Genomic DNA, 18,423 nt, shown 5'->3' on the forward strand with positions numbered 1-18,423 from the left:
GCTGCCCCCCGGGCCCGTGCCGGGCCTCCCCCCGGGATATTTCCACAAAGTCGAGAGGGGCGCCGCGCCATGATCCTCGGGATCGGGACAGACCTGGCCAATATCGAACGGATCGAGGCGGTGCTGGCGCGGTTCGGCGACCGGTTCCGCAACCGCGTCTTCACCGCGACCGAGCAGGCCAAGGCCGAGGCGCGCGCCGATGTCGCGGGTACCTATGCCAAGCGCTGGGCGGCGAAGGAAGCCTGTTCCAAGGCGCTTGGCACCGGGCTGCGCATGGGCATCTCGTGGCGCGACATGGCCGTGAGCAACCTGCCCACCGGCCAGCCGGTGATGGCGCTGACCGGCTGGGCCGCCGCGCGGCTGGCCGAGATGACGCCGCCCGGCCACGAGGCGATCGTGCATGTCACGCTGACCGACGATCACCCCTGGGCGCAGGCCTTCGTGGTGATCGAGGCGCGCCCGCTGCCGGGCCGGCCGGGGGACCCGATCTCTGCGGCGTGAACGGCTTCGGGGTGGGGAAACTTGACTCGCGCCCCCCCGGGACGCATGAAGCGCCGGTATTCACGCAGAGGCGAGCATGGCGAGCAGGACCAAGGAAAAGCGCGGCGAGGGCATCCTCGAGACGGTGAAGACCGTGGTCTACGCGCTGCTGATCGCGGGCGTCTTCCGCACGCTGCTGTTCCAGCCGTTCTGGATTCCCTCGGGCTCGATGAAGGACACGCTGCTGATCGGCGACTTCCTGTTCGTCAACAAGATGGCCTATGGCTATTCCAGATATTCCTGCCCGTTCTCGATGTGCCCGATCTCGGGGCGGATCCTTGGCCACGACCCCGAGCGCGGCGACGTCGTCGTGTTCCGCCACCCCGCCAACGGCTCGGACTTCATCAAGCGGCTGATCGGCCTGCCCGGCGATACCGTGCAGATGCGCGACGGGCTTCTCTACATCAACGGCCAGCCGGTGAAGGTCGAGGATGCCGGGAACTTCGAGGAGATCAAGGAGCCGCAGGGGCCGCAGGGCATCCGCCCGCGCTGCGCCAACGACCCGGTCGGCGACGGCGCCACCTGCCTCAAGGAGCGCGCGGTCGAGACGCTGCCCAACGGCGTCAGCCACGACATCCTCAACATCGGCACCGGCTGGGCCGACAACACCCCCGTCTTCACCGTGCCCGAGGGCGAATACTTCTTCATGGGCGACAACCGCGACAACAGCCAGGACAGCCGCTTCGCGCAGTCCACCGGCGGCGTCGGCACCGTCCCCGCCGAATACCTGATCGGCCGCGCCGACCGCATCATCTTCTCCTCGGCCGGGCGCAGCCTGTTCTACTTCTGGACCTGGCGCGCCGACCGCTTCTTCAAGGCGATCGAGTGAAGCGCGCCGCCGATCTCTCCGGCTTCGAGCAGAGGCTGGGTCACAGCTTCTCGCGGCCCGAACTTCTGGTTCGGGCCGTCACGCATTCGTCGATCTCCTCGGGCACCCGTCCCTCGAACGAGCGGCTGGAATTCCTGGGCGACCGCGTGCTGGGCCTGACCATCGCCGAGGCGCTGTTCCGTGCCGACCGCGGCGCGGCCGAGGGCCAGCTGGCGCCGCGGTTCAACATGCTGGTGCGCCAGGAAAGCTGCGCCGATGTCGCGCGCGAGATCGGCCTGGGCGACGTGCTGCGGCTCGGGCGGTCCGAGATGATGTCGGGCGGGCGGCGCAAGGAGGCCCTGCTGGGCGACGCGATGGAGGCGGTGATCGCCGCGGTCTATCTCGATGCCGGCTTCGAGGCCGCGCGGGCGCTGGTGCTGCGGCTTTGGGGCGCGCGGATCGAGCATGTGCCGGACGAGGCGCGCGACGCGAAGTCGGCGCTGCAGGAATGGGCGCAGGCCCGCGGCCTCGCGCTGCCGGTCTACAAGGTGACCGGCCGCGCGGGCGCCGACCATGCGCCCGTGTTCACCATCGAGGCCCGCCTCGCCACCGGCGAGACCGCCACGGCCGAGGCCGGATCGAAACGCGCGGGCGAACAGGCCGCGGCTGCCGCGCTCTTGGCGCAACTGGAGACCGAGTGATGTCCGACGACACCCCGCAGCTGCCCGAGGCGACCCCGGCCGATGACGGCCCGACCTTCGCGGGATTCGTCGCGCTGATCGGCGAGCCGAATGCCGGCAAGTCGACGCTGCTGAACCGGATGGTCGGCGCCAAGGTCTCGATCGTCACCCACAAGGTGCAGACCACCCGCGCCCGGATCCGCGGCATCGCGATGCAGGATCGCGCCCAGATCGTCTTCATCGACACGCCCGGCGTGTTCCGGCCGCGCCGCCGGCTTGACCGCGCGATGGTCGCCGCCGCCTGGGGCGGGGCCGCCGACGCCGACGCGATCGTGCTGCTGATCGAGGCGCACCGCGGCCTGACCGACGGCGCGCGCGAGGTGATCGAGGCGCTGAAGGCCCGGCTCGGCACCCGGCCGGCCGCGCTGGCGATCAACAAGATCGACAAGGTGAAGGCCGAGAGCCTGCTGAAGCTGGCCGAGGCCGCCAACGAGCTGATGCCCTTCGACAAGACCTTCATGATCTCGGCCGAGAAGGGCTATGGCGTGCAGGACCTGAAGGAATGGCTGGCGGGCCAGATCCCGCGCGGTCCCTGGTTCTATCCCGAGGACCAGCTGGCCGACCTGCCGCTGCGGATGATCGCGGCCGAGGTCACGCGCGAGAAGCTGACCCTGCGCCTGCACGAGGAGATCCCCTATCAGCTCACCGTCGAGACCGAGAAATGGGAAGAGCGGCAGGACGGCTCGGCCCGGATCGACCAGGTGATCTACGTGATGCGCGACGGCCACAAGGGCATCGTGCTGGGCAAGGGCGGCGAGACGATCAAGGCCGTCGGCGCGCAGGCGCGGGCCGACCTGACCGAGTTCATGGGCCGGCCGGTGCACCTGTTCCTGCAGGTCAAGGTGCGGCCCGACTGGCTCGAGGAGAGCGAGCGCTATTCCGAGATGGGGCTCGATTTCAAGGATGGCAACTGACGCGCGGCTCGCGACCCATGTCTGGGTCGGCGCCTGGCTGACCCGGGCCCGGCTGATGGGCCTGCCGGTCTATGTCGCGGCACATGGCCATGACGAGGCCGGCGCCGTGATCGTGAAATGCGCGACGCTCGACGGCCGCGCCCGCGCCTGGGCCCGCAGCTGGGACCTGATGACCGGCGCCCGGGCCTGGGTGGTCTTCGCCGAGGGCGAGGAACGCGAGGTCGATGCCGCGATGGCGCGCGAGCGGGCCCGCGATCCCGACCTGTGGCTGCTGGAGATCGAGGACCGTCAGGGCCGCTCGCTGCTCGACGAGCCGGGCCTGTCGGACTGAACGAGGCTCGCGGACTGAGCAAGCCTGTCGGACTGGGCGAGCCTGCGCGCGACGGCGACCAGCCCGGCCGCCAGCACGAGGTACAGCGCCGTGATCGCGATCACCGCCAGCGCGACCTCGACCGCGCCGCGCTCGGACAGGTTCAGGAACGGATAGGGCGCACGCTCGCCCGCGCGCTGGCGCAGCACCGACATCGCCAGGTAGGCGACGGGAAAGCCCGCCCACGCGGGGAACATCCGCAGGCTCAGCCCGGCCTTCGGCGCGGCGAGCGCCCACCACAGCAGCACCGCCGCGGGCGTCGCGCCATGCATCGCCTGCGCCACCCACCAGCGCATCCCCTCGGGCGTCCACATCGGCGCCAGCACCAGGTAGTAGACCAGCGCCATGACCACGCAGGCCAGCACCAACCCGGCGGCAGTGCGCGCCGGCACCCGCCACCCCAGCGCGACCGCCAGCAGCAGCGCGAAGGCGAAGGCCACCGTCAGGTTGGTGAAGAACCGCGTCATCCCCCACAGCGCCAGCACCGCGTCGCCCTCGCGCCGCGCGAGGTTGATGTCGTACTGCCCCGCCAGCGCCACCAGCGCGACCAGCGCCCCTAGCGCGGCCAGCCCGCGTCCCCGCAGGTCGGGAGGGGAAAGGGCCGGGGTTTCGGGAACATGCGAGGGAGAGCTCATGCGCCGCATCCTGCCACGCCCCCTCGCGCCCGGCGAGGGGCCGCGACTGGACAGCCCCCCGCCCTCACCCGATAGTGACGGCCCCTGAAGGACGGGTGAACGGATGGACTGGCGCGAAGAGGGCCTGCTGATCGCGGTGCGGCCGCAGGGCGAGACCTCGGTGATCATCGAGGTGTTCACGCGGTCGCGCGGCCGCCACGCGGGCCTCGTGCGCGGCGGCGTCTCGCGCCGGATCGCGCCGCATCTCCAGCCCGGCGGCCAGCTCGATCTCAGCTGGCGCGCGCGGCTCGAGGATCAGCTCGGCACCTTCACGGTCGAGCCGGTGATGTCGCGCGCGGGCCTGCTCGGGGACCGCCTGGGCCTGATGGGCCTCAACGCGGTCTGCGCCATGCTGCGCTTCGCGCTGGCCGACCGCGACCCGCATCCCTGGCTCTACGACCGCACGATCCGGCTGATGGACCGGCTCGCCGCCGCCGAGGACTGGCCGCCCGACTACCTGCTGTGGGAGATGGCGCTGCTCGACGAGCTTGGCCACGGCCTCGACCTCGCGCGCTGCGCGGTCACCGGCGCGCGCGATGACCTCGCCTATGTCAGCCCCCGCACCGGCCGCGCCGTCAGCCGCGGCGCCGCCGGCGACTGGGCCGCGCGCCTGCTGCCGCTGCCCGCCGCGATGATGGGCCAGTCCGGCGCCACCCCGGCCGAGATCGCCGGGGGCCTGCGCACGACCGGCCATTTCCTCGACACCCGCCTCGCCGCCGACCGCGGCCGCCCCCTGCCCGAGGCCCGCAACCGCCTCGTCGACGCGCTCTCGCGCCGCTGATCCGCCCCCCCGCCCCGGCCACCCCGCACCAGCCGCCAGCCGCGGCACAGCGCGCCGTGCAGGTCGCCACGCCCCCCTTTCGCATTGGCTCAAATATCCCGGGGGGCCGCGGCACGCGGCGGGGGCAGCGCCCCCTCCAACTCCGGTATCTGGCGCCGGCATCGGACGCCGGCATCGGACGCCGGGATCGGAAAACCGACGTCCCGAGGTCGCCGCCGGATCAGCATTCCCCGCCGCCGCGGCGCATTGCTGCCGGCGAGGAGACCATGGCCCACAAGCACCTTCCCACCCTGCTGCGTCACGTGCCCCTGCCCGGGGTGCGTGCCTTCGCGACGCTCTACGCGCTCGACAGCGCGGTGCGGGCGATGCTGGTCTCGGTCTGGCCGATCGCGATGTACCGCGCGATCGGCTCGGCGCAGGGCATGAGCCTTGCGTATTTCCTGATCGGCTGCCTGTCGCTGGGCGTCGGGCTGATGGTGCCCTGGGCGGCACGCTTCGTGCCGCGCCGCTGGCTCTATTCGGCGGGCTGCGGGCTCTATCTGCTCGGCCCCGGCCTCGCGGTGGCCGGCCCGGACTGGGCGACGCCGCTGGCGCTGATGCTGACGACGGCGGCCACGGTGACGGCCTTCGTCTGCCTCAACGCCTATGTGATGGACTACATCGCCCGCGCCGACCTGACCCGGGGCGAGAACCTCAAGGTGTTCTATTCCGCCCTGCCCTGGACGCTGGGGCCGATGGCGGGGATCTGGCTGCACGGGATCTGGGCGCCGCTGCCGTTCCTGGTGGCGATGTGCCTGTCGCTGGCGCTGTTTTCGGTCTTCTGGACGCTGCGGCTGGGCAATGGCAGGCAGATCGCCCGCGCACGCGGCCCCGCGCCGAACCCGCTTGCCTACCTTGGCCGGTTCATGCGCCAGCCGCGGCTGGTCGCGGGCTGGCTGTTCGCGGTGATCCGCAGCTGCGGCTGGTGGGTCTATGTCGTCTACCTGCCGGTGTTCTGCATCGAGACGGGCCTGGGCGAGCAGACCGGCGGCATCGCGCTGTCGCTCACCAACCTGATGATGTTCGCGGCGCCGCTGATGCTGCGCTGGGTCAATGCCCGCGGCGTGCGCATCGCCGTGCGCTCGGGCTTTGCCGCCGCGGGCGCGCTGTTCCTGCTTGCCACCTTCGGCGCGGTGGCACCGCCGGTGGCGCTGGTGGCGCTGTTCGCGGCCACCTTCTTCCTGATCTTCCTCGACTGCTGCGGCGGGCTGCCGTTCCTGATGGCGGTGAAGCCCTCGGAGCGGTCCGAGATGGCGGCGGTCTATTCCAGCTTCCGCGACGTCTCGGGCATCCTCACCCCCGGCCTCAGCTGGGCGGTGCTGGCGGTGACGCCGCTCTCGGGGGTGTTCGCCGCCTGCGGGCTTGCCCTGTTCGGCGCCTTCGCCATCGCGGGCCGGCTGCACCCGCGGCTGGGCCGGCCGCGGCGGGGCGCCCCCGCCACGGCCTGAGCCGTCAGTTCGACCCGTCCAGCAGCCGGCGCGCGATCACCTGCGCCTGGATCTCGGCCGCGCCCTCGAAGATGTTGAGGATGCGGGCGTCGCACAGGATCCGGCTGATCGTGTATTCCAGCGCGAAACCGTTGCCGCCATGGATCTGCAGCGCGTTGTCCGCCGCCGCCCAGGCGACCCGTGCGCCCAGAAGCTTGGCCATCCCGGCCTCGAGGTCGCAGCGGCGGTCGTGGTCCTTTTCCCAGGCCGAGTGATAGGTCAGCTGCCGCGCGATCATGATCTCGACCGCCATCATCGCAAGCTTGCCCGAGACGCGCGGGAACTCGATCAGCGCCTTCCCGAACTGCTTGCGGTCTTCGGCATATTTCATGCCGACCTCGAGCGCGGCCTGCGCCACCCCGATCGCCCGCGCGGCGGTCTGGATGCGGGCGCTTTCGAACGTCTGCATCAGCTGCTTGAAGCCCTGCCCCGGCACGCCGCCCAGCAGGTTCTCGGCCTTGACCTTGAAGCCGTCGAAGCCAAGCTCGTATTCCTTCATGCCGCGGTAGCCCAGCACCTCGATCTCGCCGCCGGTCATGCCGGGGGTCGGGAACGGGTCCGCATCGGTGCCGGGGGTCTTCTCGGCCAGGAACATCGACAGGCCGCGCCAGTCGGTGGTGTCGGGCTCGGTGCGCGCCAGCAGCGTCATCACATGGGTGCGCGCGGCATGGGTGATCCAGGTCTTGTTGCCCGTCACCTCCCATCCCTCGTCGGTCTTCACCGCCCGGGTGCGCAAGGACCCGAGATCCGAGCCGGTGTTGGGTTCGGTGAAGACCGCCGTCGGCAGGATCTCCCCGCTCGCCAGCTTCGGCAGCCACTGCGCCTTCTGCTCGGGCGTGCCGCCGCACAGGATCAGCTCGGCCGCGATCTCGGACCGGGTGCCGAGCGAGCCCACGCCGATATAGCCGCGAGACAGCTCCTCGGACACCACGACCATCGAGGCCTTGGTCAGCCCGAGCCCGCCGAACTCCTCGGGGATCGTCAGGCCGAACACGCCCAGCTCGGCCAGTTCGGTGATGATCTCCATCGGGATCAGCTCGTCCTTCAGGTGCCACTCATGGGCATTGGGGACGACGCGATCGTCGGCATAGCGGCGGAACTGGTCGCGGATCATCTCCAGATCCTCGTCCAGCCCGGTGACCCCGAAGGTCGCGCGCCCGTGGTTCTCGCGCATCAGCGCGACCAGCGCCGTGCGCGCGGCCGCGGTGTTGCCGCCGGCGATCAGCGCCGACGCCGCGTATCCGGGCGCCCAGTCGAGCCCGAGGTCGGCCAGCCGCGCGGTCTCGCCCTGGCTCATCGGGATGCCGCCCGCGACCTGCGCGAGGTACTCGCCATAGCCGATCTGCAGGATCAGCCGCTCCATCGCGCCAAGCGTGCCCGCGCCGGCCAGCCGGTCGGCCCAGGCCAGAAGCTGGCGCAGCGCCTCGGTATAGGTCGCCAGCCACGACAGGGCATGGGCCTCGAACTGCCGCGCCTCGAGCCGCGCGCCCGACACCCGCCCCCCGGCCGAGACCTCGGCCGCAAGCGCGACGCGGGCGCGGTCGAACAGTGCCTCGACCTCGGGCAGCGCCGCCCGCGCCAGTTCGAGGGCGTCGATCTCGGCCGTCGGCCGTGCTCCGTCGTGGGCCATGTCATCCTCCCCGGAATCGTGTGCTGCACCTGCATCATGCCATAGGCGGGGCGCTTTCGGCGCGCAAGTAGATTTCGTATGACGCGTCGTTCGTGACGTTTTGTTGCGCCATCAATTCGACATTGGTCGCGGTCGCCGGGCCTGCTAGGCAGGCCGGGCCCTGCACCGGAGCCTGCGATGGACCTTGTGACCGGCGGCCTCTCCCCCGCCGCCTTCTGCCTTGCCCTTGTGATCACGCTGTTTGGCGGGGTGATGAAGGGCCTTGTCGGCTTCGCGCTGCCGCTGATCATGGTGGCGGGTTTCGCGGGCTTCATGCCGCACAAACTGGTGGTGGTGGCGGTGCTGCTGCCGATCCTGGTGACCAACGCGCAGCAGGCGCTGCGCGACGGGCCGGGGCCGTTCCGGGCCGCGGTGACGCAGACCCGCCGGCTGCTGGCGGGCATGGTGCTGCTGCTGCTCGTCTCGACGCAGCTGGTGCAGCTGGTGCCCGAGCGCGCGGCGCTGCTGATCCTCGGGTTGCCGATCGCCGCCTACGCGGGCCTGCAGCTGGCGGGGGTGCCGATGGCGATGCGGCTGGAACACCGCAACCGGGCGCAGTGGATCTCGGGGTCGGTGGCGGGGCTCTACGGCGGGATCGCCGGGGTCTGGGGGCCGCCGATCGTGGTCTACCTGCTGTCGGCCGGGGTCGAGAAGCGCGAGGCGCTGCGCACGCAGGGCATGCTGTTCCTGCTGGGCGGCGCCGTGGCGCTGGCCGGGCACTGGATGGCGGGCGCGGTCACGCCCGCGGCCCTGCTGTTCTCGGCGGTGCTGGTGGTGCCGGCGGTGCTGGGCACGGTGATCGGCGACCGGCTGCTGTCGCGGGTCGACCAGGCGATGTTCCGGCGCTTCAGCCAGCTGCTGCTGGTGGTGGTGGGGCTGAACCTGATCCGCCAGGCGCTGAGCTGACCCGCCCCCGCACGCAAAAGGGGCGCGCCGGCGGCACGCCCCTTCCAGATCCCGTGCGCGCGGCTCAGCCGATGGCGGCGGCGCGGACGTCGTCGTCGATGTGGTCGACGTACTGGGCGAAGTTCTTCGAGAACATCTCGACCAGCTTGGCGGCCTGCGCGTCATAGGCGGCCTTGTCGGCCCAGGTCGAACGCGGGTCCAGCAGGCCCTTGTCGACGCCGGGGACATCCACCGGAACCTCGAAGCCGAAGTTCGGGTCCTTGCGGAACTGCACGCCGTTCAGCGTGCCGTCGAGCGCGGCGGTCAGCAGCGCGCGGGTGGCCTTGATCGGCATCCGCTTGCCGGTGCCGAAGGCGCCGCCGGTCCAGCCGGTGTTGACCAGCCAGCACGAGGCGCCGGTCTCGTTGATCTTGGCCTGCAGCAGCTTGCCGTAGACTTCCGGCCGGCGCGGCATGAACGGCGCGCCGAAGCAGGTCGAGAAGGTCGGGATCGGCTCGACGACGCCGATTTCCGTGCCCGGGGTCTTCGAGGTGAAGCCCGACAGGAAGTGGTACATCGCCTGCGCCGGCGTCAGCCGCGCGATCGGCGGCAGCACGCCGTAGGCGTCGCAGGTCAGCATGATCACGTTCTTCGGCGCGCCGCCGAGGCCGGTTTCCGACGCGTTCGAGATGTAGTCGAGCGGATAGGCGCAGCGCATGTTCTGCGTGATGCTCGCGTCCTCGAAGTCCAGCTCCAGCGTCTCGGGATCGTAGACCATGTTCTCGATCACGGTGCCGAACTTCTTCGTGGTCGCGTAGATCTCGGGCTCGGCCTCGGCCGAGAGCGAGATCGTCTTGGCGTAGCAGCCGCCCTCGAAGTTGAAGGTGCCGGTGCCGGTCCAGCCGTGCTCGTCGTCACCGATCAGCGTGCGCGACGGGTCCGCCGACAGGGTGGTCTTGCCGGTGCCCGACAGGCCGAAGAACACGGCCGAATCCTCGGGCTTGCCGATCGCGTGGTTGGCCGAGCAGTGCATCGGCATCACGCCCTGTTCCGGGAGCAGGTAGTTCAGCAGCGTGAAGACCGATTTCTTGTTTTCGCCGGCATATTGCGTGCCGCCGATCAGGATCACCTTCTTGTCGAGGTTGATCGCGATCACCGTGGCCGAACGGCAGCCGTGCTTGGCCGGGTCGGCCGAGAAGCTGGGGCAGTTGATGATGGTGAACTCGGGCTCGAACCCGTCCAGCTCCGCGCGCTCGGGACGGCGCAGCAGGTGCCGGATGAACAGGTTGTGCCAGGCGAGTTCCGTCACCAGGCGCACGTCGAGCCGGTAGGCCGGGTCGGCGCCGCCGTACAGGTCCTGGACGAAGTAGTCCTTGCCCTTCATGTGGGCCAGCATGTCGGCATAGAGCGCGTCGAAAGCCTCGGGCTGCATCGGCGCGTTGTTTTCCCACCAGATCTTGTCCTCGACCGCCGGGGTGCGGACGACGAACTTGTCCTTGGGCGAGCGGCCGGTATGGGCGCCGGTCGACACGAGGAACGTGCCGCCAAGGCCCAGCTTGCCTTCCTCGCGCTGCACGGCGATCTCGATCAGGGCGGGCTCGAGCAGGTTGTAGTAGACGTTGCCCAGGCCGGTGATGCCCTGATCTTCAAGTCGTTGCGCCGGATTCACGCGTCCGATTGTCATGTGCAAGCTCCCGAAGCCGCGATGCGGCTCTCCAAAATCATCAAGGCGACGCGCGGGCCAGGCACGCCGGACCCCCTCGGAAGAGGGGCGACCTCCCTGCTATATCATGTCGGAACCATGAAGAAACCCGCCGTTTTCAAGGGTTAGCGCAACCAAGCGCGGTTTAGCGCAATCATTCCAGACAGTCAGAGGCGATTGTGCTAACCCGGTGGTGAGACAAATTAGTCGATGCTGGGGAAAATCGTGTGCTGCGCGAACCACGGCCGGCCTGCGATTCGCAGTTAGCCGTTGATTCCCCCGTGTGGACAAGGGACAATGTGTCAAAAAACAGGCAAAGCAGCATCGGGGAATGCCCATGTCACGTATCGCGCTGGTCGATGACGACCGTAACATCCTGACCTCCGTGTCGATGACGCTCGAGGCCGAGGGGTTCGAGGTCGAGACATACAACGACGGCCAGGCGGCGCTCGATGCCTTCAGCAAGCGTTTGCCGGACATGGCCGTGTTCGACATCAAGATGCCGCGGATGGACGGGATGGACCTGCTGCAGCGCGTGCGGCAGAAAACCAACATGCCAGTGATCTTCCTGACCTCGAAGGACGACGAGATCGACGAGGTGCTGGGCCTGCGCATGGGCGCGGACGACTACGTCAAGAAGCCCTTCTCGCAGCGCCTGCTGGTCGAGCGGATCCGCGCGCTGCTGCGCCGGCAGGAGGCCCAGACCGGCGGCGTCGACATCCCGGTGACCGAAGAGAACAAGGTGATGGTCCGCGGCCAGCTGACCATGGACCCGCTGCGCCACTCGGTCAGCTGGAAGGGCCGCGACGTCTCGCTGACGGTGACCGAGTTCCTGCTGCTGCAGGCGCTGGCGCAGCGCCCCGGCTTCGTCAAAAGCCGCGATCAGCTGATGGACGTCGCCTATGACGACCAGGTCTATGTCGACGACCGCACCATCGACAGCCACATCAAGCGGCTGCGCAAGAAGATGCGCACCGTCGACGACGATTTCTCGGCGATCGAGACGCTCTACGGCATCGGCTACCGCTACAACGAGGAATGACGCCCGGAATGACGGCTCAGGATTGACGGCGCGGCCATGACCATCGCCCATCGCCCGAAGGACGCCAGCGCCAAGGCCGGCCGCGACAGCGGTCTGGTTCTGGGCGAGGATTGGGTCGCGCCGGGGCTCGAGACCGAGAGCGAGCTGCGCGAGGGCCGCGCCAAGCGCGGCGTGCTGTCGCTCAACCGCTCGCCGCTCGCGCGCAAGATCATCACCTTCAACCTGATGGCGATGATCGTCATGGTCGCGGGGGTGCTGTTCCTCAACCCGTTCCGCGACAGCCTCGTGGCGCAGCGCGAACGCGACATGATCGGCGAGGCGCGGCTGATCGGCAACGTGTTCGAGGCCCGCCACGGCACCGACACCGCCCCTTGGAGCGCCGAGGCGCTGACCGACACGCTGAGCAACATCGCGCTGCCGCAGGGGGCGACGCTGTTCCTGTTCGACGCGCAGGGCAACCCGCTGATCTCGAGCCGCGAGATCGCCACCCGCCCGCTCGACCCCGTGCCCGGCCTGACCGAGCGCCACCGCTCGACCGCGATCACCGATTTCCTCAGCTCGGTCTGGAACGGCCTGGCCGAGCTTCTGGGCCCGCGCGTCGACACCGAGCGCCGCTTCGACATCGGGCAGCTGTCGGGCGAGCTTGCCAGCCAGGCCCTGACCGGCACCACCCAGGTCCGCAACATCCGCGAGGGTACCGAGGGCACGGTCTTCATCGTGGCCGAGCCGGTGGTGCGCGACGGCCGCATCCTGGGCGCGATCGCCGTCTCCTCGGGCGCCGGCGCGATCGACGCGCTGGTCCGGGCCGAGCGCGAGCAGGTGCTCGAGATGTTCCTGATCGCGATCGCGATCTCGATCGCGCTGTCGCTGGTGCTGGCCTCGACCATCGCCAACCCGCTCGCCGATCTGGCGATCGCCGCCGAGCTTGGCCGCGACCGCAACGCGCGCAAGATGAACCCGGGCCGGGTGCGCATCCCCGACCTGACCGGCCGCCCCGACGAGATCGGGCGCCTGTCGGGCGCGATGCGCGGCATGGTCACCGCGCTTTACGACCGGATCGATGCCAACGAGCAGTTCGCGGCCGACGTCTCGCACGAGATCAAGAACCCGCTGGCCAGCCTGCGCTCGGCCGTGGGCACGATGCGCGTGGCCAAGCGCGACGACCAGCGCGAGAAGCTGCTGGAGGTGATCGAGCATGACGTGCGCCGGCTCGACCGGCTGGTCAGCGACATCTCGAACGCCTCGCGGCTCGACAGCGAGCTGGTGCGCGACGAGGAGGAGGAATTCGACCTTCTGCGCACCATCGGCAACATCAACGAATACCTGTCGCAGCAGGCGGCCGAGCGTGGCGTCGACTACATCACCGACCTGCCCGCCGGCCCGATCACCATCACCGGGCTCGAGGCGCGGCTGGCGCAGGTCTTCGTCAACCTGATCACCAACGCCATCTCGTTCTGCGAGGAAGGCGACGCGGTCCGCGTCTGGGTGCGCCGGCGCGACAACCGCGTGCTGGTCGTGGTCGAGGACACCGGCCCGGGCATCCCCGAGACCGCGCTGACCAAGATCTTCAAGCGCTTCTACTCGGAACGCCCGGTCGGCCAGTTCGGCGAGCATTCGGGCCTTGGCCTCGCGATCTCGAAGCAGATCGTCGAGGCGCATGCCGGCGTGATCTGGGCCGAGAACATCCGCCCGACCGAGGCCGACATCACCTCGGAACCGCTCGGGGCGCGATTCGTGGTCGGCCTGCCGGTGTGACCGGCGCCACGCCCCCCGCCGCCCTGCTGCATGCCACCACCGTCGCGATCGAGGGCAAGGGCCTGCTGATCCTCGGGCCGTCGGGCAGCGGCAAGTCCGCGCTGGGGCTGTGGATGCTGGCGCATGGCGCGCGGCTGGTGGCCGACGACCGCACCGAGATCACCGCGACCGCCGCCGCGCTCGTCGCCCGCTGCCCGCCCGCGATCCTCGGCCGGATCGAGGCGCGCGGCGTCGGCATCCTGCAGGCCCGCACCGCCGGCGCCACCCCGGTCGTGCTGGCCGTCGACCTCGGCCGCCCCGAGCCCGAGCGGCTGCCGCCGCGCCGGATCCTGTCGCTTCTCGGCCATGATATCGCCCTTGTGCACGGGCAGGATGCCCCGCATCTTGGCCCCGCCCTGCTGCAATGGCTGCGTGGCGGCCGCTCCGACTGAGGTCCGGGCGCGACGCCCCCGGCCCCTCCCCGACCCAGGCCCGAAGATCCGATGACCGACCAGCCAGACCCGCAGGAACAGCCCGGCCAGCGCATGGTGCTCGTCACCGGCGCGTCAGGTGCCGGCCGTTCCACCGCCATCCACGTGCTCGAGGATCTCGGCTACGAGCCGATCGACAACCTGCCGCTCAGCCTGGTGCCGCGGCTGCTTGACGGCCCGCCGCTGTCGCGCCCGATCGCGCTCGGGATCGACGTGCGCAACCGCGACTTCTCGGCCGGCGCGCTGATCGAGGCGATCGACCGCATGACCCGCGAGCCGGGGATCGAGCTCGAGGTGCTGTATCTCGACTGCGAGCCCGGCGCGCTGGTGCGCCGCTACAACGAGACCCGCCGCCGCCACCCGCTCTCGCCCGACCCAGGCGAGGGAATCGCCCGCGAGATCGACCTGCTCGCCCCGATCCGGGCCCGCGCCGACATCGTCATCGACACCACCGAGCTGACGGTGCACGAGCTGAAGGCCGAGGTGCAGCGCTGGTTCGACCAGCTGGGCCCGGCACGGATCGGCGTCTCTGTCCAGAGCTTCAGCTACAAGCGCGGCGTGCCGCGCGGGCTCGACATCATGTTCGACTGCCGATTCCTGCGCAATCCGCACTGGGAGCCGGCGCTGCGCCCGCTGGACGGCCGCGATGCCGCCGTTGCCGATTATGTGACGGATGATCCACGGTTTGGTGACTTCTTCACGAAGGTATTGGATCTTGTGGAGCTGGTCCTGCCGGCCCATCTTGAGGAAGGAAAGGCGCATCTGACGATCGGTCTGGGGTGTACCGGAGGGCAACACCGCTCCGTCACACTGACCGAAAAGCTCGCTGCTGCGCTTGCACAGAGCGGATGGCAGGTGTCTAAAAGACACAGGGAACTGGAGCGCCGGGCATCCGCCGGCGCGGGAAACCGTTGAAGGTAGGCAAGGCGTGATCGGTATCGTGATCGTCGCCCATGGTGGTCTGGCACGGGAATATCTCTCGGCCGTGGAACATGTGGTGGGCAAGCAGTCCGGCATTCGTGCGATCTCCATCGAGGAGGATCACGACCGGGCAGGCAAGCAGGCCGAGATCTGCGCCGCGGCGGATGCCGTCGACGAGGGATCGGGCGTGGTCGTCGTGACCGACATGTTCGGGGGGTCGCCCTCGAACCTGAGCCTGATGGCCTGCGCGCCGCGCAACCGCCAGATCGTCTACGGCGCCAACCTGCCGATGCTGATCAAGCTGGCCAAGTCGCGCAACCTGACCGTGGGCGATGCCGTCACCTCGGCGCTGGATGCCGGGCGCAAGTACATCAACTGCTACCAGGCCGGCGAATTCGGCCGGACCGGGACCTGATCGGGCACCTGATCCCCTTCCCTGCCACGCACGACCACCCGGGAGGACAGGTGCGCAAGACCCTCAAGATCGTCAACGAGAAGGGCCTTCACGCCCGCGCCTCGGCCAAGTTCGTCGAGGTGGTCGAACGCCACGACGCCCGCGCCACCGTCAGCCATCAGGGCATGGACGTGTCGGGCGATTCCATCATGGGGCTGCTGATGCTCGCCGCGTCCAAGGGCTGCTCGATCGAGGTCGAGACCTCGGGGTCCGAGGCCGAGAAGCTGGCCGGCGAGCTCGAGGCGCTGGTCGCCGACCGCTTCGGCGAGCCGTTCTGACCCCCGCCGCCCCGGCGCGTTGACCTGACCGGCCCGAGCGCCTAGACCCTCCGGACCATCATCCCCGGAGGCTCCATGGTCCAGCTTTTCGCCTATACCGACGGCGCCTGTTCCGGCAATCCCGGCCCCGGGGGCTGGGGCGCGCTGCTGCTCGCGCGCGAGGACGGCAAGGTGGTGCGCGAGCGCACCCTGTCGGGGGGCGAGCCGGACACCACCAACAACCGCATGGAGCTTCTGGCGGCGATCTCGGCGCTCGAGGCGCTGGCGCGGCCGACCACGATCACCGTGGTGACGGATTCGGCCTATGTGAAGAACGGCGTCACCGGCTGGATCCACGGCTGGAAGCGCAAGGGCTGGCGCACCGCCGACGGCAAGCCGGTGAAGAACGTCGACCTGTGGCAGCGGCTCGACGGCGCGGCGGCCCGCCACAACGTCACCTGGGAATGGATCAAGGGCCATGCCGGCCACCCCGAGAACGAACGCGCCGACGAGCTGGCGCGCGGGGGCATGGCGCCGTTCAAGCCGCAGAAGGCGAAGTAGGGCCGGGCAGGCCATCCCGGCCGGCGCGGTCAGGGGCGCATAGGGGCCGGCTGCATCGCGCGGTCGGGCAAGGTGCGGGCGGGCAACGTGCGGGCGGGCAGGACCTTGGCGGGCCGGACCGGGTCGGCCACGGCCGGCGCGGCGACCTCGGCCAGCACGGGCGCCTCGGGCCCCGGGTCCATCGCCTTGACCGCGACGAGGATGCCCAGCACGACGACGGCCCAGCCGCCGGGGCGCAACAGCAGCCAGACGCCGATCCGGGCGAACTTCATCGCGAAGAACAGCGAGCCGGCGCCGCCGAGGCTCCACAGAAGCTGAGTCAGTCCGAATTGCATGCCGGGCCCATCGAACCCCGGCCGAGTCGGGGCCCGGGCATCATTGCCACGGCCCGCCGCGCCCGCAAGGGTTGCGCTCAGGACAGCCGTTCGGGCAGCGCCAATCCGCGCAGCACCTCTGCCGCCGGCATCGGCCGCTTGCCCTCGCGCTGCGCCTCCAGAACCTCGATCGCGCCCGCGCCGCAGGCAACGACGAAGCCCGGCCCCGTCGCGCCGGGCGCACTCGATCCCGCCGCGCCGGGCGCGCCCGATCCGCCGGCCAGCCGCGAGCGCAGGATCTTCACCCGCTCGCCCGCGATCTCGCACCAGGCGCCGGGGAACGGCGACAGCCCGCGGATCAGCCGGTCGACCTCGGCCGCGGGCCGGGTCCAGTCGATCCGCGCCTCGGCCTTGTCGATCTTGGCGGCATAGGTCACGCCTGCCTCTGGCTGCACCGCGGGCACCAGCCCGGGCAGGCCCGCGAGCGCCTCGAGGATCATCCGCGCGCCAAGCGCCGACAGCCGGTCGTGCAGCCCGCCCGTCGTCTCCTCGGCGCCGATCGCCACCGCCTCGCGCAGCAGCACCGGCCCGGTGTCCAGCCCCGCCTCCATCTGCATGATGCAGATCCCGGTCTCGGCATCGCCCGCCATGATCGCGCGGTGGATCGGCGCGGCGCCGCGCCAGCGCGGCAGCAGCGAGGCGTGGATGTTCACGCAGCCAAGGCGCGGCGCGTCCAGCACCGCCTGCGGCAGGATCAGCCCGTAGGCCACCACCACCGCGATGTCGGCCCCGAGCGCCGCGAACTCGGCCTGCGCCTCGGCCGCCTTCAGCGAGACCGGATGGCGCACGGGCAGGCCCAGCGCCTCGGCCCGCGCCTGCACCGGCGAGGGGCGGTCCTTCTTGCCCCGCCCCGCCGGGCGCGGCGGCTGGCAGTAGACCGCGACGACCTCGTGCGCGGCCGCCAGCGCCTCGAGCACCGGGACCGAGAAGTCCGGCGTGCCCATGAACACGACGCGCATCAGCGGGTCATCTTCTGGCTTTTCGCCACCAGCATCTTGCGACGCAGCGGCGACAGGTGGTCGACATAGACCTTGCCGTTCAGGTGGTCGATCTGGTGCTGGACGCTCGTGGCCCAGAGGCCGACGAAGTCGCGGTCCTCGATCTCGCCCGCCTCGTTGAGGAACCGCACCGTCACCGCCCGCGGCCGCTCGATGATCGCCGAGACGCCGGGCAGGTTCGGGCTCGCCTCCTCGTACTTGCGGAACTGGACCGAGGCGTGCAGCACCTCGGGATTGGCCATCCGCACCGCCTGGCCGCGCTTGTCCGAGGCGTCGACGACGGCGAGCCGCATCATGATCCCGATCTGCGGCGCGGCAAGGCCGACGCCCGGCATCGCGTCCATGGTCTCGACCATGTCGTCCCAGATCATGCGCACGGTCTCGGTGATCGCGGGGACCGGATCGGCGGCGGTGCGCAGGCGCTTGTCGGGATAGGGCACGAAGGCGCGGACGGTCATGCGCTGGCCTCCAGCCGTGCGGGGCCGTCCAGCTGCGCCAGCGCCGCCGCGCGGTCGGCGGGCGCGGCCCGGTCAAGGTGCAGGATGCCGTCGAGATGGTCGCGCTCGTGCTGGATGCAGGTCGCGGCGAAACCGTCGAAGACCTCCTCGCGCCAGTCGCCCGACAGCTCCTGCCAGCGCAGCGTCAGGCGGTCGGGCCGCGTCACCGGCACGGCGAGGCCCGGCACCGACAGGCAGCCCTCGTCGCGGGTGGCCGCGCCGCTCGCGCACAGGATCACCGGGTTCACCATCACCCGCGGATCGGGGGCGCCGTCCTTCCAGCCGCAGTCCATCACGAAGATCCGCACCATCTCGCCGACCTGCGGCCCGGCAAGGCCGCGCCCGGGGGCCGCGTACATCGTGTCGAGCATGTCGCGCGCAAGACCGGCGAGCATCGAGTCGAACTCGGTCACCTCGGCCGCGCGCCGCGCCAGCCGCGGATCGGGCCACATCACCAGGGGCATCACCGCCATGCGAAGGCCCCC

Annotated in this window: 22 protein-coding genes; 15 read left to right on the top strand and 7 right to left on the bottom strand. The window is 70.5% G+C overall.

The annotated features are described in order from the left end of the window. Positions 1-69: 69 nt before the first annotated feature. From acpS to V8J39_RS08995, 5 genes are all read left to right on the top strand, one after another. The gene (acpS, locus tag V8J39_RS08975) at positions 70-501 is read left to right on the top strand and encodes a holo-ACP synthase (RefSeq protein WP_336460548.1); all 432 of its coding nucleotides are present in this window, start codon (positions 70-72) and stop codon (positions 499-501) included. A gap of 76 nt (positions 502-577) precedes the next feature. Further along, complete coding sequence (gene lepB / locus V8J39_RS08980) at positions 578-1,369, top strand: signal peptidase I (protein WP_336460549.1); 792 nt, start codon at positions 578-580, stop codon at positions 1,367-1,369. Beyond that, entirely contained in the window at positions 1,366-2,049 is a 684-nt protein-coding gene (gene rnc, locus V8J39_RS08985) for a ribonuclease III (protein ID WP_336460550.1), read from the top strand. Before lepB ends, rnc begins: the two co-directional genes overlap by 4 nt. Then, positions 2,049-3,002, top strand: coding sequence for a GTPase Era (gene era / locus V8J39_RS08990; protein WP_336460551.1), 954 nt, complete (start codon positions 2,049-2,051; stop codon positions 3,000-3,002). The genes rnc and era overlap by 1 nt, the downstream gene beginning before the upstream one ends. Beyond that, complete coding sequence (locus V8J39_RS08995; RefSeq protein ID WP_336460552.1) at positions 2,992-3,333, top strand: DUF1491 family protein; 342 nt, start codon at positions 2,992-2,994, stop codon at positions 3,331-3,333. Before era ends, V8J39_RS08995 begins: the two co-directional genes overlap by 11 nt. Here the strand turns inward: V8J39_RS08995 and V8J39_RS09000 are convergent. Then, complete coding sequence (locus tag V8J39_RS09000) at positions 3,291-4,007, bottom strand: Pr6Pr family membrane protein (RefSeq protein ID WP_336460553.1); 717 nt, start codon at positions 4,005-4,007, stop codon at positions 3,291-3,293. The two genes, V8J39_RS08995 and V8J39_RS09000, sit on opposite strands and share 43 nt — an antisense overlap. 103 nt (positions 4,008-4,110) lie before the next feature. Here V8J39_RS09000 and recO point away from each other — a divergent pair, with 103 nt between their 5' ends. After that, positions 4,111-4,827 carry a DNA repair protein RecO gene (recO, locus tag V8J39_RS09005; protein WP_336460554.1) on the top strand — a complete coding sequence of 239 codons (717 nt, stop codon included), beginning with the start codon at positions 4,111-4,113 and terminating at the stop codon, positions 4,825-4,827. A gap of 266 nt (positions 4,828-5,093) precedes the next feature. Further along, complete coding sequence (locus V8J39_RS09010) at positions 5,094-6,314, top strand: MFS transporter (protein ID WP_336460555.1); 1,221 nt, start codon at positions 5,094-5,096, stop codon at positions 6,312-6,314. A gap of 4 nt (positions 6,315-6,318) precedes the next feature. Here V8J39_RS09010 and V8J39_RS09015 read toward each other — a convergent pair whose 3' ends face one another. Further along, on the bottom strand, positions 6,319-7,983 hold the full coding sequence (locus V8J39_RS09015; RefSeq protein WP_336460556.1) for an acyl-CoA dehydrogenase family protein: 1,665 nt from the start codon (positions 7,981-7,983) through the stop codon (positions 6,319-6,321). Between the two features lie 177 nt (positions 7,984-8,160). On the opposite strand from V8J39_RS09015, the gene V8J39_RS09020 reads away from it, so the two are divergent. After that, positions 8,161-8,928 (top strand): sulfite exporter TauE/SafE family protein, encoded by a 768-nt coding sequence (locus V8J39_RS09020; protein ID WP_336460557.1) that lies wholly within the window; start codon positions 8,161-8,163, stop codon positions 8,926-8,928. A 64-nt stretch (positions 8,929-8,992) separates the two neighbouring features. On the opposite strand, the gene V8J39_RS09025 is transcribed toward V8J39_RS09020, so the two are convergent. Further along, a complete protein-coding gene (locus V8J39_RS09025; RefSeq protein ID WP_336460558.1) occupies positions 8,993-10,591 on the bottom strand; it encodes a phosphoenolpyruvate carboxykinase in 1,599 nt (532 codons plus the stop codon). Between the two features lie 355 nt (positions 10,592-10,946). Between V8J39_RS09025 and V8J39_RS09030 the strand changes: the two genes are divergently transcribed. The 7 genes from V8J39_RS09030 to rnhA all read left to right on the top strand — a co-directional run bounded on the left by V8J39_RS09030 (position 10,947) and on the right by rnhA (position 16,069). Further along, entirely contained in the window at positions 10,947-11,651 is a 705-nt protein-coding gene (locus tag V8J39_RS09030) for a response regulator transcription factor (RefSeq protein ID WP_336460559.1), read from the top strand. 36 nt (positions 11,652-11,687) lie between these two features. Next, entirely contained in the window at positions 11,688-13,406 is a 1,719-nt protein-coding gene (locus V8J39_RS09035; protein WP_336460560.1) for a sensor histidine kinase, read from the top strand. Further along, positions 13,403-13,837, top strand: a complete 435-nt coding sequence (locus tag V8J39_RS09040) for an HPr kinase/phosphorylase (RefSeq protein ID WP_336460561.1) — start codon at positions 13,403-13,405, stop codon at positions 13,835-13,837. The genes V8J39_RS09035 and V8J39_RS09040 overlap by 4 nt, the downstream gene beginning before the upstream one ends. A 51-nt stretch (positions 13,838-13,888) precedes the next feature. Next, entirely contained in the window at positions 13,889-14,791 is a 903-nt protein-coding gene (gene rapZ, locus V8J39_RS09045) for an RNase adapter RapZ (protein WP_336460562.1), read from the top strand. A 13-nt stretch (positions 14,792-14,804) separates the two neighbouring features. Further along, positions 14,805-15,212, top strand: coding sequence for a PTS sugar transporter subunit IIA (locus V8J39_RS09050; protein WP_336460563.1), 408 nt, complete (start codon positions 14,805-14,807; stop codon positions 15,210-15,212). 50 nt (positions 15,213-15,262) lie between these two features. Next, positions 15,263-15,529, top strand: coding sequence for an HPr family phosphocarrier protein (locus tag V8J39_RS09055; protein ID WP_336460564.1), 267 nt, complete (start codon positions 15,263-15,265; stop codon positions 15,527-15,529). Between the two features lie 75 nt (positions 15,530-15,604). Then, positions 15,605-16,069, top strand: a complete 465-nt coding sequence (gene rnhA, locus V8J39_RS09060) for a ribonuclease HI (RefSeq protein WP_336460565.1) — start codon at positions 15,605-15,607, stop codon at positions 16,067-16,069. Positions 16,070-16,098: 29 nt separating this feature from the next. On the opposite strand, the gene V8J39_RS09065 is transcribed toward rnhA, so the two are convergent. The 4 genes from V8J39_RS09065 to def (V8J39_RS09080) all read right to left on the bottom strand — a co-directional run bounded on the left by V8J39_RS09065 (position 16,099) and on the right by def (V8J39_RS09080) (position 18,411). Continuing rightward, the gene (locus V8J39_RS09065) at positions 16,099-16,404 is read right to left on the bottom strand and encodes a hypothetical protein (protein ID WP_336460566.1); all 306 of its coding nucleotides are present in this window, start codon (positions 16,402-16,404) and stop codon (positions 16,099-16,101) included. A 77-nt stretch (positions 16,405-16,481) separates the two neighbouring features. Further along, a complete protein-coding gene (gene fmt, locus V8J39_RS09070) occupies positions 16,482-17,402 on the bottom strand; it encodes a methionyl-tRNA formyltransferase (protein ID WP_336460567.1) in 921 nt (306 codons plus the stop codon). Then, positions 17,402-17,899 carry a peptide deformylase gene (gene def, locus V8J39_RS09075; protein ID WP_336460568.1) on the bottom strand — a complete coding sequence of 166 codons (498 nt, stop codon included), beginning with the start codon at positions 17,897-17,899 and terminating at the stop codon, positions 17,402-17,404. Before def (V8J39_RS09075) ends, fmt begins: the two co-directional genes overlap by 1 nt. Continuing rightward, positions 17,896-18,411, bottom strand: a complete 516-nt coding sequence (def, locus tag V8J39_RS09080) for a peptide deformylase (RefSeq protein ID WP_336460569.1) — start codon at positions 18,409-18,411, stop codon at positions 17,896-17,898. Before def (V8J39_RS09080) ends, def (V8J39_RS09075) begins: the two co-directional genes overlap by 4 nt. Between the last annotated feature and the right edge of the window lie 12 nt (positions 18,412-18,423).

Origin of the sequence: Frigidibacter sp. MR17.24 (assembly GCF_037095655.1) — a bacterium.
Taxonomy (GTDB): domain Bacteria; phylum Pseudomonadota; class Alphaproteobacteria; order Rhodobacterales; family Rhodobacteraceae; genus Frigidibacter.